Source organism: Marinactinospora endophytica (genome assembly GCF_054780875.1).
The window spans coordinates 397,096-410,760 of record NZ_BAAGVM010000004.1; the positions used below are offsets into that span (position 1 = coordinate 397,096).

Annotated in this window: 12 protein-coding genes; 2 read left to right on the plus strand and 10 right to left on the minus strand. The window is 68.3% G+C overall.

Annotated elements, in window-relative coordinates:
- Positions 1–22: 22 nt before the first annotated feature.
- The 10 genes from ACYVHU_RS10480 to ACYVHU_RS10525 all read right to left on the minus strand — a co-directional run bounded on the left by ACYVHU_RS10480 (position 23) and on the right by ACYVHU_RS10525 (position 9,989).
- Positions 23–496: a hypothetical protein gene (locus ACYVHU_RS10480; protein WP_498948203.1), complete on the minus strand. Its 474-nt coding sequence runs from the start codon at positions 494–496 to the stop codon at positions 23–25.
- Positions 497–534: 38 nt separating this feature from the next.
- The gene (locus tag ACYVHU_RS10485; protein ID WP_498948204.1) at positions 535–930 is read right to left on the minus strand and encodes a DUF4913 domain-containing protein; all 396 of its coding nucleotides are present in this window, start codon (positions 928–930) and stop codon (positions 535–537) included.
- Positions 931–1,444: 514 nt separating this feature from the next.
- Positions 1,445–1,633 carry a hypothetical protein gene (locus ACYVHU_RS10490; protein WP_498948205.1) on the minus strand — a complete coding sequence of 63 codons (189 nt, stop codon included), beginning with the start codon at positions 1,631–1,633 and terminating at the stop codon, positions 1,445–1,447.
- A gap of 300 nt (positions 1,634–1,933) precedes the next feature.
- On the minus strand, positions 1,934–3,733 hold the full coding sequence (locus ACYVHU_RS10495) for a type IV secretory system conjugative DNA transfer family protein (RefSeq protein WP_498948206.1): 1,800 nt from the start codon (positions 3,731–3,733) through the stop codon (positions 1,934–1,936).
- Between the two features lie 9 nt (positions 3,734–3,742).
- A complete protein-coding gene (locus tag ACYVHU_RS10500; RefSeq protein ID WP_235000934.1) occupies positions 3,743–5,332 on the minus strand; it encodes a putative type IV secretion/conjugal transfer ATPase in 1,590 nt (529 codons plus the stop codon).
- Positions 5,333–5,348: 16 nt separating this feature from the next.
- The gene (locus ACYVHU_RS10505; RefSeq protein ID WP_078761670.1) at positions 5,349–6,827 is read right to left on the minus strand and encodes an SCO6880 family protein; all 1,479 of its coding nucleotides are present in this window, start codon (positions 6,825–6,827) and stop codon (positions 5,349–5,351) included.
- A gap of 21 nt (positions 6,828–6,848) precedes the next feature.
- Complete coding sequence (locus ACYVHU_RS10510; RefSeq protein ID WP_498948207.1) at positions 6,849–8,396, minus strand: ICP22 family protein; 1,548 nt, start codon at positions 8,394–8,396, stop codon at positions 6,849–6,851.
- A 78-nt stretch (positions 8,397–8,474) separates the two neighbouring features.
- Complete coding sequence (locus ACYVHU_RS10515; RefSeq protein WP_498948208.1) at positions 8,475–9,095, minus strand: hypothetical protein; 621 nt, start codon at positions 9,093–9,095, stop codon at positions 8,475–8,477.
- Positions 9,096–9,113: 18 nt separating this feature from the next.
- Entirely contained in the window at positions 9,114–9,416 is a 303-nt protein-coding gene (locus tag ACYVHU_RS10520) for a hypothetical protein (protein WP_498948209.1), read from the minus strand.
- A 12-nt stretch (positions 9,417–9,428) separates the two neighbouring features.
- Positions 9,429–9,989: a hypothetical protein gene (locus ACYVHU_RS10525; protein ID WP_498948210.1), complete on the minus strand. Its 561-nt coding sequence runs from the start codon at positions 9,987–9,989 to the stop codon at positions 9,429–9,431.
- A gap of 485 nt (positions 9,990–10,474) precedes the next feature.
- On the opposite strand from ACYVHU_RS10525, the gene ACYVHU_RS10530 reads away from it, so the two are divergent.
- Positions 10,475–11,104, plus strand: a complete 630-nt coding sequence (locus ACYVHU_RS10530) for a hypothetical protein (RefSeq protein ID WP_498948211.1) — start codon at positions 10,475–10,477, stop codon at positions 11,102–11,104.
- 85 nt (positions 11,105–11,189) lie between these two features.
- Positions 11,190–12,464 carry a VldE C-terminal domain-containing protein gene (locus ACYVHU_RS10535; protein WP_498948212.1) on the plus strand — a complete coding sequence of 425 codons (1,275 nt, stop codon included), beginning with the start codon at positions 11,190–11,192 and terminating at the stop codon, positions 12,462–12,464.
- Positions 12,465–13,665 lie beyond the last annotated feature (1,201 nt).

Consider the following 13,665-nt stretch of genomic DNA (forward strand, 5'->3'; position numbering starts at 1 on the left):
TTTAATACTCGAACGGCCACCCTCAGCCTATACCCTTCCCCCTGCCTTGACCTTGCCCCCCATCCCTGGTGGACGGCTTCCTGACACCGGAAATCGCTTCCAAGATCCCTCTGGGAGACAGGGAGGCCCCCTCCTCTCTTCTATTTTTCGGATCCAGATCCCCGTCAAGAATTCTCCCTATCCTTTCACGCGCATCTCTAATAAGGTCAACATTGCTTCCCAGGTTATCCAGGACGGAGGATTTTAAATTATTTTCTTCTCTCAATTTCTCAAGGGCCGTCTCCGGTCCGACATTTTTCAGTTCGACACTCTCCGCCTCTCTCAAAGCTTGACCAGCACGCCTCTCGATTTCCGCTATCCTCCGCCGATACCCGGAGGTGACGATTTTCATGACCCCCGCAACCGATAGCGAAAACGCCTTTACCGCGACAATCGAAAAACTCACTAAAAAGGGAGCGATCCCAGCCGTATTAACTAAACTCTGTACGATCTCCATACCACTTCTCCGCGATCAGGACCACCTGGATAACAGCCTCAGGAGTCGAACCAGCCTTCTGGTGCGGGTACGTGCGGCAGGGGACGGGGCTCCTGGTGCCGGCGGGACGTGCACTCACGGAAGGGGCCGGTGTCGCCCAGGATGATGGGGAGCTGAAAGTCGAGATAATCCCGGTACCACGTGGCCATACCCGTCCCCGGCTCCCAGCGCAGCACCTCCCATGCATGCCAGATCGCCTGGAACCTCGACACCGCCTCGGGATGCCTCCACCACTCCGCACACCATCGGAACTGCCCCCCCTCGGGCCGGCAGTACATCGGCAGGAACCGCTGGGTCACGAACTCCTCGACGCTGTCATAGACCGGCTCCGGAACCTCCTCACCGTTCTCCTCCTCGAACCGGTCCTCCCGCATCTCATCCACCGTCTCCGTCAACCTTCTCCTCCTCACACACCACAACGGCCGGAATCGAACCACCCGACCCGGCCGTCCTCCGCACTTCCTCAACCCCGCTCAGCACTGGTCACCGTCCTCAGACGCCCTCCCCGGGCCCGGCCTGCGGGTTCTGTCCCTTCGAGGGGCAAGAGGGCGTCCTCGCCTCTCCAGGACCAGACGCCTTTCCAGCACGGCCTTCACTGGCCGGTCATATCCAGCCGGGAACATCTCTGCGGGTCCTCTCATCGTCCGCCGTCATTCTGTCCCCGTAATCGGCCGAGTCGAGAGAGACGATGAACATCGCGGCACCGTCACCGGCCGCAATGCTCTTCCTTCAGTGGACACCGCGAAGCCGTCCAGCCCGTTTCCGCCCGGCACGGCGGTCTCCCGGTCCGTCACCGGACCATCCGCGAAGGATGACCTCATGACATCTCCCTGAACCGGCCCACTCAGGCCGAGCATCCTCCTCTGGAACACTCCCATGAATTCCTCTTCGGCCACTTCCTTGAAATCTTCACTTCTTCCGCTCTCCATTCTCATCCTCCCTGCTGATACGCATCTCAATAGGAAGGTGACCGCTCAGAAGGTTCTTGCAGAGGTATTCGACCGGGCTCTCCCCGTCCTGCGCCGTGGCCTCTTCGAGCTCAAGGACCTCCGGCTCCCCGTTCCGGAGACTCCACCCGCCGGCGTCCTGAGTTTTCACCGCCTTCTCACCAACGGGCTCGCCTTCCCCAGAGGAACAGGAACGGGATAGGTGCCGAGAGCGTCCTCACCGTGCGTTTCCCACGCACCGGAGACCCCGGCTTCCCTGACCTCCCATGCCGGATCGGTCCTCATATCCGGATCTCCGGATCCATCACACGACGAGCCCGTTCACATGACCCGCCCGTTTCCCTTCACCCGTCCCGGGAGGGTCCCGCGGAGGCGGACCGGCACGGGTTCCCGCCTGAGGACGCGGCCGGAAGTTCCGGTTCCCTCCCCGCATCCCCCGGCTCGCTCCCGCTCATCTGGAGGCGCCGTACCGGGCCTGCGCCCCTTGGGTGATGACCTGCTCCGACTCCTTGATCGCGGCGCTGACGGCGTCGGCGTCGCGGCCCTTGTACCAGGGGCACATCTCGACCAGGGTGGGCTGGGCGGCCGTGGCGAACAGGAGGGCCTCGCCCTTGGCGATCTGGCGGATCTCCGAGCCCTGCATGATCTCCTGCCTGCGCACCTGGACGGAGTGGTTGCCCTTCCCGTCGCCGTAGCTGAAGGAGCCCGTGGACACGTCGTGCTGGCCGATGAGCTTGGACAGCGCGTCGACGATCTTGTGGTCGTCCAGGCCCGCGCCGAAGACCTTCACGGTCGCGGCCGACCACATGGCCTCCATCCCGTTCTCCGTCCACACGCGCACGCCCTGGCGGTAGCTCTGCAGGATGGTGACGGGGATGATCCCGCGCGATCCGAGGTGGGAGTACAGGTCCGGGAGGTCGGCGATCTTGCAGATGTTGGCGGCCTCGTCGAGGACGGCGACCAGCGGCGGGTCGAGCCGGCCGCCCTGGCCCTCCGATGCCTCCTCACCGGCGATGAAGATGGCGTCGGTCATGGCGGCGATGAGCGGGGCGGCGGCCGAGCGGGACTTGCTCAGCAGGTGCAACGTCTGCTTGGAGGCGACGAAGGAGCGGGGGTCGAACTCGTCCAGGTTCCCCTTCGCGGGCGGGTTGACCCACTCCATGATCTCGGGGTCGTCCAGGCAGCGGGCCGCCGTCCGCGCGGTCGTGTAGATGCCGTCACGGGTCTCGCTGACGATGTTCTGGGTCTCGCGCAGCGCCTCGGCGTAGGCGACGAACCCGTGGTCGAACAGGATGTCGACGGGGCGCGTGTGCTTGGCGTCGTGCAGCCACTCCCCGACCGTCGCCAGGGATTCGCCGTCCAGCGCCGCCGCGAGGATCAACTGGGAGATGAGGGCCTTGGCGGCCGGGCCCCACATGTCCTTCTTGGAGTCGTCGTCGATGGTCAGCACGAAGTGGCCGGCCAGGCGGTGCGCCGCCTCGACCGTGTCGACTCCGCGCAGGGGGTTCCACCAGAACTCCTGCGGCTGGTGGGTGATGCGCTGCGGGTCGAACAGCCAGACCCGCTCCCCGGTGCGCTCCGCGCGGATCTTGGCGGTGGCGGCCCAGACGTCGCCCTTGTTGCTGGTGGCCAGGGCCGGGCCGGGGGCGGCGAGGACGTAGGGGATCGCCATGCCGGTGGTCTTGCCGGCCCGGGGCGCCATGTAGGCGAGGATCGTGTCCTCCCAGGAGGCGAAGAGGGTCGGCCCCGCGGGGCCGCGGGGCTGCTTGATCTTCCCGATGACCAGGCCGACCTCGTCGTCGGAGAGCGACTTGGCCTTGCGGCCGGCCAGCGTGCGCCTGCGCAGCCGCAGGGCCTTCTCGGCCGCCTGGGGACGGGCGAGCTCGGCGACGGTGTCGTCCCCCTTGTTGAGGGCGGCCACGGGGTCGCCCTCGCGCCCCCGGTACTTACCGATCGCGCGGAAGATCAGGATGAGCGCGCCCAGCAGGAGAGTGGCGATCACGGCGAAGACCGCGACGACCAGGGGAGTGGGGACCTCCGGCCAGGTGCTCGCGGTGTCCCAGGTGAACAGGCCGAGGATCCAGGACACCCCGAACCCCGGCACCTCCGCCCCGGTCATGGCTGCGGCGACGCGCGCCGACAACCAGAACAGCCACACCAGTAGTACCGCTCCCCACAGGGCGACGAGGGCGAACAGGGGGCTCGCCGCCGCCGACAGGCCGCTGCCGCGCGGCTGGATCCTTTTTCCCATGTCCGTCCCTCACAACCTCATCGCCTGGTCGGTGTCGTAGAGCCATTCCTCGTCGCGGGTGAGCGCCATCTGGACCGGGATCCCCAGACGCTCCGCGCCGGTCTTGATCAGGTACTTGCCGCGCCCCGGGTGGCGCGCGCCGGGCTGCCAGGAGTCCGGCGACGACCAGGACGCGACGAGCGCCTGCTCGGGGCCGGTGAGCGGGGTGATCTGGTGGACGCTGGCGAGCTCGCGCGGCGGCAGCCCCGCCATGACGAGGATCGCGCTGCGGTCCACGAAGCCCCGGGCCTTGGCCCGGTCCTCCTCCGTGGCCAGGGCCTCCAGGTCCGACAGGGAGTGGGTGACCATGATCGAGGCCATGCCCTTGGAGCGGTTGAGGCGGGTGAGCGAGTCGGCGTACTCGACCAGGCCGGGGGCGCCGCGCAGCGCCCGCCACAGCTCGTCCATGACGCCGAGGAAGGAACGGCGGGGCGCGAGCCCCGCGTCGGCCAGCGCCTGCGCGGCGTCGACCATGCCGAACCCGTAGCTCCAGGTGCACAGCATCGCCGCGGTGAGCAGTTTGTCGCCGGCCGCGCCGACCCTGCTGATGTCCACGCTGACCGCGGGGCTGTCCAGGTCGAGCGGGGTGGTGGTCTGGTCGTCGAACACTCCGGCCAGGGATCCGGCGACGAGGAGGCGCAGGGTGAAGATGAGGTCGTCGACGCGGCCGTCGTAGCGCAGGTCGTCGCCGGCGCGGGCCATGGACCGCAGTTCCTGCGGCCCCTCCTCGATGATCTTGAGAACGTCGACGACGGTGGGCTGGCGCTCCTCGCCGAGCCGCGCGTCCAGCAGGTCCACCGCGGTGCCGAGGATGACCTCCTCGGCGTTGCTGATGGGGCCTTCGCGGACCAGCGTGCACAACGCCATGAGCAGGGAGATCCGCCGCCCGCGGACCTCCCAGCGCAGCTTCTCGCCGTCGGGGCCGCTCATCCTGCGCACCACCGATCCCAGCGGGCCGGAGTCGAGGGGGTTGATCCGGTCCAGGCCCCGGCCGATGCGGATCACCTGGCCGCCCAGGTGCCGCACCAGGTCGGAGTAGTCGGGCTTGGTGTCGCCCAGGACGAGGGTCTTGGTTCCCGTCGCGATCGACCCGGTCACCAGGCGCTTGACAAACGTCGACTTGCCGGTTCCGGGCTGACCGAGGACGAAGACGCCCGGGTTGGTGACCAGGCCGGCCCGCAGCCAGGCCAGCGGGTCCATGCAGACGACCTCGCCGGAAAGCTGGTCGCGTCCGATGGGGGTGCCCACGGAGGGCGGTTTGCTGCTGGTCACGAACGGGAACAGGCCGCAGGCCTGGGTCGTGGTGGCCTGGTACTCGGGCACCGAGCAGATGTTGGGGGAACGTCCCCCTGATCGGTGGGCCCACCCCATCATGGGGGGAAGCTGTTCCCTCTCCTTCTGGTCGACGAAGGAGCCCGGGTCGGGCCCCGTCGGCTTCGACCGGCCGACCCCCTTGGCCGCCTTGGGGGCTTTCGCCGCTTTGATCCTTTTGGCGGGTCGAGGGGACCGCTTCTCGCGGGCCGCCTCGTCCTCGCCGCGTTCTCGTCCACGCCTGGGCACGCTAGGCCCTCCTCTCCTACCAGCCGTTGAGCCGCTGGAGCAGCCAGGGCGGGCAGATCCCCAGCGGAAGTGTGGTGGCGAAGGCGACGTCCTGGCTGCCCCAGGCGCGCCGCAGCCGGATCCGGGAGGATTCGGCCGCCGATTCGGTCTGGGCGATGGCCCCGGGCAGTTTCTCCTCGTCGGTGACGGTGACCGTCACATACATCGACATCTGGACGAGACCGGCGCCCATGCTCTCCTCGCGGGCCGCCTGGGCCGCCCGTTCCTCGTCTTGCCGGTCGCGGGCACTGACCTGGTGGCGTACCCGCCGGCTGAGCTCGGACCTGTACTGCGCGGCGGTCCGCTGGCTCTCCAGGGTCGCCGCCGCGCTCGCCGCGGGCCAGGGGCGGTAGAGGAGCGTGGTGCGCTTGGTGTAGCGGGTGGGGGCCAGCAGTTTGGCGAGCACGCTGGAGGTCACGTTGGTGCGCGGCGCCTCCTGCCACACCCAGGCGACGCTGACCCCACCGTCGTGCCGGTAGTGGTCGTGGAAGATCTCGGCTCCCATGGGGCCGGCGTCGGCCCAGTCGTCCGTGCGGATCGTCTCGGGGTCGGTCGTCAGAAGGCGGTTGGTCTCGCCGCGGGCGTCCGGCTCGTAGGCGTTGCGGACGGTGGCCACCAGGTGCTGGGGGGTGGACCGGCCCAGGACGCTGACCCCGCAGTTGCCCAGGGAGGCCTCCAGCTCGTTGAGGTAGTTGCCGAGCTCCGCCACCGCCTCCAACCGGGTCTTGGGGGCCGCGGGGAACTTACGGGGGTCGAAGGTGATCGACACCCGGGTCTCGACGTTGGCGCTGACCGCGGGGGCCGCGGCGACGAGGTCGTTCATGATCTTGTGCGCCTCGGCCGGAGCCTGGGGGTTCAGGGTCGACAGCACCTGGTCGCGCAGCGTCGAACCGGGGTCGGGCGCGGTTTCGACCGTGACGGCGACCCAGGAGACCCAGGGCATGTAGCCGAGCCGGGCGAGCCAGGCGTGCCAGTTGGCGACCCAGGTGTCGACGTCGTGCGACTCGGCCAGCCAGGTGGAGTTGGGCGCGGTGCGCAGGGTCGCCGTCATGTGCCCGGTCCGCCGGTGCCAGGCGACCCCGTACCTGCCGCCACGGCCGTCCTCGACGTCGAGCAGGGAGATCGGGGCGAGGATCCCGGGGAGCTGGAAGGCCCGGGGGTGCTCGATCATGACGCCGGCCTGGTACTTGGAGTGTCCCTTCATCCGGGTGAGCCACCAGCGGAAGCGGGCGGCGCTCCAGGCGGCCAGGGACTCCCCCTGGACGGGGATCGCCATGAAGAGGGCGGCGAGGAGGAAGGGCGGAGCCAGGTAGAGCAGCCAGGCGGGGTTGATCGACGCGGCGACGACCAGGACGATGAGCCCGCCCATCAACCCCAGCGTCGCCCCCAGACCGAGCCCCGCGATGCCGATGCTGCGCTGTTTGCGCCAGCCGCCGTACATGCGTGGTTGCGACATGGTGAAGGCATCCTTCGGTGATCAGTTCTGCTCTTGGGTCGAGCCCGCGGCCTCGTGCCCGAACTCGCTGGCGGCGTTGAACGCCTGCTGGGTGACGTTGCCCCAGTCGGGTGCGGTACCGCCTCCGCCGTTGCCCGGGGGAACCGAGCCGGTGACCGGCACCACGGGGACCGGCCCCCCGTTCCCGTCGCCCCCGGACGGCGGGGCTCCGGTGGAGGGGGAGCCGTCGGGCGAGGGGAAACCGTCGGGCGAGGGGAAACCGTCGGGCGAGGGGGAACCATCGGGCGAGGGGAAACCGTCGGGCGAGGGGGAACCATCGGGCGAGGGGGAACCATCGGGCGAGGGGGAACCATCGGGCGAGGGGGAACCATCGGGCGAGGGGGAACCATCGGGCGAGGGGGAGCCATTGGGCGAGGGGGAGCCGGTGGAGGGGTTGGCTCCCGAAGGCTGCGGCGCGCCACCGCCCCCGCCGCCGGAGAACCCGCCCGACATGTCCCCGAGGTTGCCGGTGATGGTGCCCGCTTGTCCGCCCGCGGCCCCCGCCGCGGCGCTCGTCCCTCCGGTCGCCACCGCCACACCGATCCCCGCGGCCGCCCCGGCGATCGCCGGGGCCGGGTTGCTGAGTCCGCCGACGTGACCGACCGTCCAGTCGAAGAGCTTGACCATCACCGGCATGGCGAGCAGGGCCAGGCCGATGATCATGACCCCCATCGTCATGTTGTAGGCGAGGTCGACGAGCTGGGCGCCGGTCACCCCTCCGGCCTCCTCGTTCTTGGGCAGCAGCAGCGACTCGGGGGTGACGTTGTCATCGGCGGCGCTCCCCGATCCGCCCTCCAGAAGGCTGAATCCCACCCACATGACGAGGACCGCGCAGGGTTTGTAGAAGATCAGGGCGAGCATCCAGCCGGTGATCTTCTCGAACCACTTCGTCCCGGGGATCATCTTGCCGACCGCCGCCAGGGGGAGGACGCCGGCCAGGACGAGCAGCGAGGCGTCCCGCAGGACCATGAAGATCATCTGGACGAAGACGAACATGACGCCCAGCAGGGCGACGATGATCATGAAGAAGGCGTAGGCGAGGTACTGGAGGACTCCCTCGGTGAGATCCATCTCGCCTTTGAAGTCCTGAAGGACATCGGTCTTGGTGATCTCCACGACGAAGATCATCGAGAAGGAGTCGGAGAAGGAGATCAGCGCCCCGGCGATCCCCAGCCCGAGAAAGGTCGTGACGACCAGGGTCAGGATGCCGGAGAGCATGTTCATCATCGGTTCCACCCGGCGCATCAGCGCGAGCCTCGCCGCGGCCGCGAGGATGCCGCCCACCGCGATGATGCCGACCAGGGGCATGAGCGAATCGTTGAGGCTCGAGACGATCGAGTCCTTGTTCCCTTCCGAGGGCAGACCGGAAGGGATCAGGGACTGCGTTTCGAGGTCGATCGTGGGCTTCATCGCCCAGCCGACGAGGAACATCTTGAGCATGCTCAAGAAGGAGTTGATTCCGATCGAGGCGAGGCCGGCGATGCCTTCGCCGACCCAGTCCTCAACGGAACCGAACAGGGCATCAATCACGGAGCACCTCACCGAGGACCAGCGGCCGGATCGACTGGAAGGCCGGTCTCCACGGGAGAGACCGGTCGTCGGAGGTCATCACAGGCCCGCCACACCGGTGATGATGACGGAGGAGAGCAGCATGAGGGAGATCCCCAAGACCACCCAGGTGACCGTTCCCACTCCCTCGACCACCAGGTCGCTGCGCCCGATCCGGCCGAGTGCCATACGGCCGGCCGCGAAGAGCAGGCCGATCACCCCCAGGACCGCGACGACGCCCTTGCCCCAGGAGATGATCGTGGACAGGGCGCTGTCGAACGCCTCCCTGTTCTCCCCGGCGACCGAGGCGTCGGCCTGGACGCTGCCCGAGAGCGCGGATCCCGGCAGGATCTGGGACACGAGCGGGAGCGCCACGAGGGTCAGGCACACGGACAGCAGCACCCAGGGGATCTCACCGACGCTCTGCGCCGCCTGCCCCGCGTGGCCGCGCATGGCGGCCGAGACGATCTTGCCCGCGATGATCAGCAGGCCGATCACCCCGAGGATCAGCGCGAGCCACTTGAGCGCCCCGAGGACGGGAAGCAGGGCCTCATAGGAGGGGGGCGCGCTCGGGGGGATCGGTTCCTCCCCCCGTTGCTGGGCACATGTCAGCCCTGCGATCTCCGGACGGACGCACGGAATGTCCTGGGCCAGGAGCATGACCCGCGAAGGCAGACTCATGAGCATCCCAACGGGCGTCTAGACGAAACCGAGCACGATGGGGATGGCGACCATCATCAGGGAGAGCCCGAACACGACCCACACCAGCGAGCCGATACCGTCGGCGGCCAGGTCGGTCCGGCCCATCTTGCCCAGGGCCATCCGTCCCGCCGAGAAGAGGATGCCGATCACTCCGAGGACGACGATGACACCCTTGGCCCAGCCGAAGATCGTGTTGAGGGAATTGTCGACCTCGTCCGGGAGATCGGCACCGGGATTGGGGACGAGGGCGGCCACGAACTGGGTCGTGACCTCGATCGTGTGAAGGGGAAGGAGATCCATGGTCAGACCTTTCTATTCCGGGACCGTGCCCAGAAGCCGATCACGCGCCTGTTCCGCACAGAGTTGACGAATCCACCGGAGCGCCTCCCTGGCCTTGCGCGGCAGGGCGACCTTTCCCGCCTCGGCCGTGTCCACATAGCGCAGGGCGGGAACGAAGGGGAAGTGCACCAGTCCGCCGACCCGCTCCTCGAGCAGCCGGAACCGGATGCGGGCGGCCTGGGGAGGGCCTCCGGCCCCGTCCGCGACCACGATGAGCGCGGTGATCCGAAGACCCTGTTCCGTCAGCGCGGTGACCGTCTCCGTCGCCCGGCCGCTGGCCGCGACGGTATCCCGGCAGACCAGGACCAGGGGCCTGCCGTACGTGCCGATGTCGCTCCGTTCGGGACCGTACGATCCGAGATCCCAGGAATCGCCGAGCAGGACGTTGAGCGTGCTGGTCCCCGCGCCGCCATGGCAACCGAAGAGTACGGCTTCCTGCGTCCACGCCGGTAGTCCCAGGCCGCTTCCGGCCTGTTCCGGCGACTCGGCCTCTGATTCCCGGCCGTCCGGGCGCCTAGAGGCGAAGAAGCTCATGAGGATCTGTTCTCCTGTTTTCCCGTCCTGGCGTCACTCCGAAGAAGACAGGGCCGAAAGACGAACGCGCCCACCCGTAGCCGGGGACGAAACGTCCGGAGCATCACAGGATTCCGGCGCCCTGTCAAATACGTTTCCTCCCTCGGATTAAGCGTCCGCATCTTTTCCGTATCGGATCACTCGGCTTTCTTTGACGCATCCCACCTCCCTTCCGTTCCCGGATAGGCCGGATCCGGCCACCAGCCGGGCGAACGGAAACGACGTCCCTCCTTCCGGGAGACGGCCGGCGGCCTCCTCAGCAGTCAGGAGACCACGGGGATACGGCAGAACCCGGCCCCCTCTTCGAAGGGCCGTTGTTCGAAACGCGTTTGCCTGTGTCGTAACCGATTGGTATGACAGACGAGTTCTCTTCCGTCCGAGCCCTCACGGACTCGATGTCGAAAGAATTCGTCTTCGACCGTCTTGACCGAGGTGAGCGACGACAGATGCCGGATTACTACACCCCGGACCGGACCCCCTGGATCATCGGCGTCGCGACGGCCGGCCTCGCCGTCGCCATCGCCCTCTTCGCCACCGGCTGGCTGTCCCCGTCCTCCGAGGCCCCGCCCTCCGGAGGACGGTCCGAGCCGGCGATCGGCGGAACCGGTGCCCCGTCCCCCTCTTCCCCCGCTTCCCCCAGCCCGCCCGCCGGCCCCCTGCCGGACGACCACGACCTGGTGGAACTCTTCACCGACCCCGAGGAGGTCCGGGCCGCGCTGGGAACCGCGCTGGGATACGCGGAGGCGCTCGCGACCTTCTCCCCCGAAGAGACCGAGAGCGACTACCATGACCGGCTCGCCGTGCTCTCGGACGCGAACATGGCGTCGGGCCTGCCGTCCAACACCCTGATCGGACCGATATACGAGGAGCTGGAGGCTTCGGGAGAGGCCACCCGGGGGAACGCCCGCATCATCAGTCTCCAGGCCGGCGACGGCCAGATGCATTTCACCTTCCTCGTCACCGCGATCTCCGCCGACGACCCCGAGAAGCGGAACGAGATCGGCAGGGTCTATCTCATGACAGACAAATACGACGACAACTGGTACATCTCAGGCATTGACCGTTTCCTGCACTGACCGAGCAAATCGAGTAAATCGCCCTCATGCCCCGGACGCGATTTCCTCACACCGATCTGCTGACGACTGAGAAACCCCCGGGGAGATGCTGAGACTATTCGTCCGCCCAGTCCGCAACGACCGAGGCGAGGCGGTGACCCTCACCGTCGTCGGGGTCATCGTCGTGTTCGTTCTGCTCCTCACCCTGGTCCTCATGCTCTCCCTGGTTGCGGGGGGACGCGGGTCCGGCGCGGCCGCCGGCTGCGCGCCGCGTTCCTCCCAACCGGGCCTTTCCGGCGATGCCGAGAATGGAATTCCCGAGGATTATCTGGAGGCCTACCGGCAGATCGGCCGTGAGCACAACATCCCCTGGAACGTCCTCGCCGGTGTCGGGAAACAAGAGAGCGACCACGGCCGCAACCCCTCCAGCGGGGTCTCCTCCGGCACGAACGATGCCGGCGCCGCGGGCCCTATGCAGCACGGCGTCCTGAACGACGGGGCCGCGGCCAACGCCTGGTCCAAGCCGGTGAGGGGCGACAGGAGACTCGACGTCGATGATCTGAGCGGAGCGAGTTTCTGGGACGATCCCTCACGTCGCCACGGCGATGGTTCGGGCTGGCCGGGATACTTCGCGGCCGACGGCAACGACGACGGTTTCGTCGACGTCTACGACATCTGGGACGCGGCCACCGGCACCGCCGGCTACCTCCTGTGGATGGGGTTCGAGGAGAACCCCGAAGCGGCCCTCCAGAGCTACCACGACGGTCCGGGTAATCCCCCCGGCTGGTATTCGGACAGCGTCATGCGCTGGGCCGAGAGTTACGCCGACGGGGAATTCGAGGTCGTGGACGGTTCGGGGGCGCAGAACTGCGCGCTTCCCGGCCCTCCCGGGGATGTCGACGTCGAGAGGATGAAGGACGGCGAGCTCGAGGAGTGCACTGTTCCGGGGCTCTTCGGTAAACAGGGCGGGGTCCAGATGCTGACTCCGCTCACCTGCGCGGCCCACGCGGTGATCTACGCGGAATTCGAGAACGTGGTCCACAACGTCCACGCCCAGCGCTGCCCCGACGACGGCTACGAGCATCCCCGGGGACGCGCGGTCGATTACATGATCAACGGTGGCGGTGTCGTCGCCACGGGGCAGGATGAGAGGAACGGCGACGACCTCGCGGCCTGGGTCCAGCGGCATGCCGCCGATCTGGGCGTCTACTACATCATCTGGAAACAGCGGATCTGGTACGCGGCGACACCCGGCAGCGGCTGGAGCGGGATGTCGGACCGCGGGGGCGCGACCGCGAACCACTACGACCACGTCCACGTCTCCTTCATCGGCTCCAACCAGACGACCTGCAACGACGGCATCAACGTCGGAAGAACCTGATATCCGTCCCGTCTTCCCCCGATCAAGAGCAGGAGTGCCGAGTGGCGAAGGACAGCCTCCCCCCTGAGGGGAACCAGATCGATCCCGTGACCGAGGCCGCCCGGGAGTCGGGGAGAAGAGTGGCGGATCTGTTCAGAGCCCTGTGGGAGCTGCTCCGGGCCCTGTTCGGCCGGAACTCCTCACGATCCGGCGGCGCAGAACCACGGCAGAGCGGCAGAGGACCGATGGGCGAGCGTGCCGCCGCACGTCCCCGAGGGGGCATGGGACCTCCCGCCCGGCCCCGGATCGGCTACTGGCGTGGTCTGGCCGCGGCGGTCCGCGGAGTGGTGGTCGCCGTGCGCGGAGTCGTGTCCGCAGCCGGTGAACTGCGCCGGGCGTTCAGGGCCCGCAGGGAGGAGCGGAGACGGGCGGGAAGCTCGGAGGCGCCGGGTCGCGCCGGACGGAGCGGGCGGTCGTCGGGGCGGCCGTCCCGTTCCCCCGGTTCCACTCCCGCGTGGCAGAGACCTCTCATCGCCGCGGCCGCTGTGGCGGGGCGGGTCTGGCGGGCGTCGGCCCGCGCGTTCGCGGCCACCCGCAACCTCTTCCGGCGCGGATCCACCGCCGAGAGCGGCCCCTCCCCTGCCGAAAAGACCGGTCGCAGCGGAGGAGAGGAGGACCCGCGGCAAGGGCCGAAGGTTCCCCCCACCTTCGAGACCCCCGACAACTCCCACAAAGCCCTTGAAACTCCCAACACCCTCACCCCCGACAACTCCACACCCAGAACCCCCGAAACCCCGAATGGGAGGTCCTCGTCCACGAAGGAAGTCCCCCATTTCGACCGGAAAGCCCTGGAAAAGGCCCGGAGAAACATCTCGGAAAGGACCGGCAGGGGCAGCGACCAAAGACGGGTCCTCAGGCAGGGCCCTGGCAGGTCGACGGGTAGGGGACCGTCGTGATCCGTCCGGTGGACCTCCCGCTTCCCCCACATGCCCCTTCTCCGTTCCGGTCGTCTTCCGGGAGAGGAACGCCGGAGGGCTCCGTCCGGGGGACGGGTCCTCAGCCTGATCCGCGCCCCCGTACCCGGTGGAGCGAGCCGTCCGCCCTCTCCTCCGCCCTCCGCTCGTCCCGAACGGCCCCTTGGCCTCGTCCCGGTCCCCGGATGACGCGCCCGGTCCAGGATCATCCGACGGCCCGGGGGCCCGCTCGAAGCGGCCGTGACTCC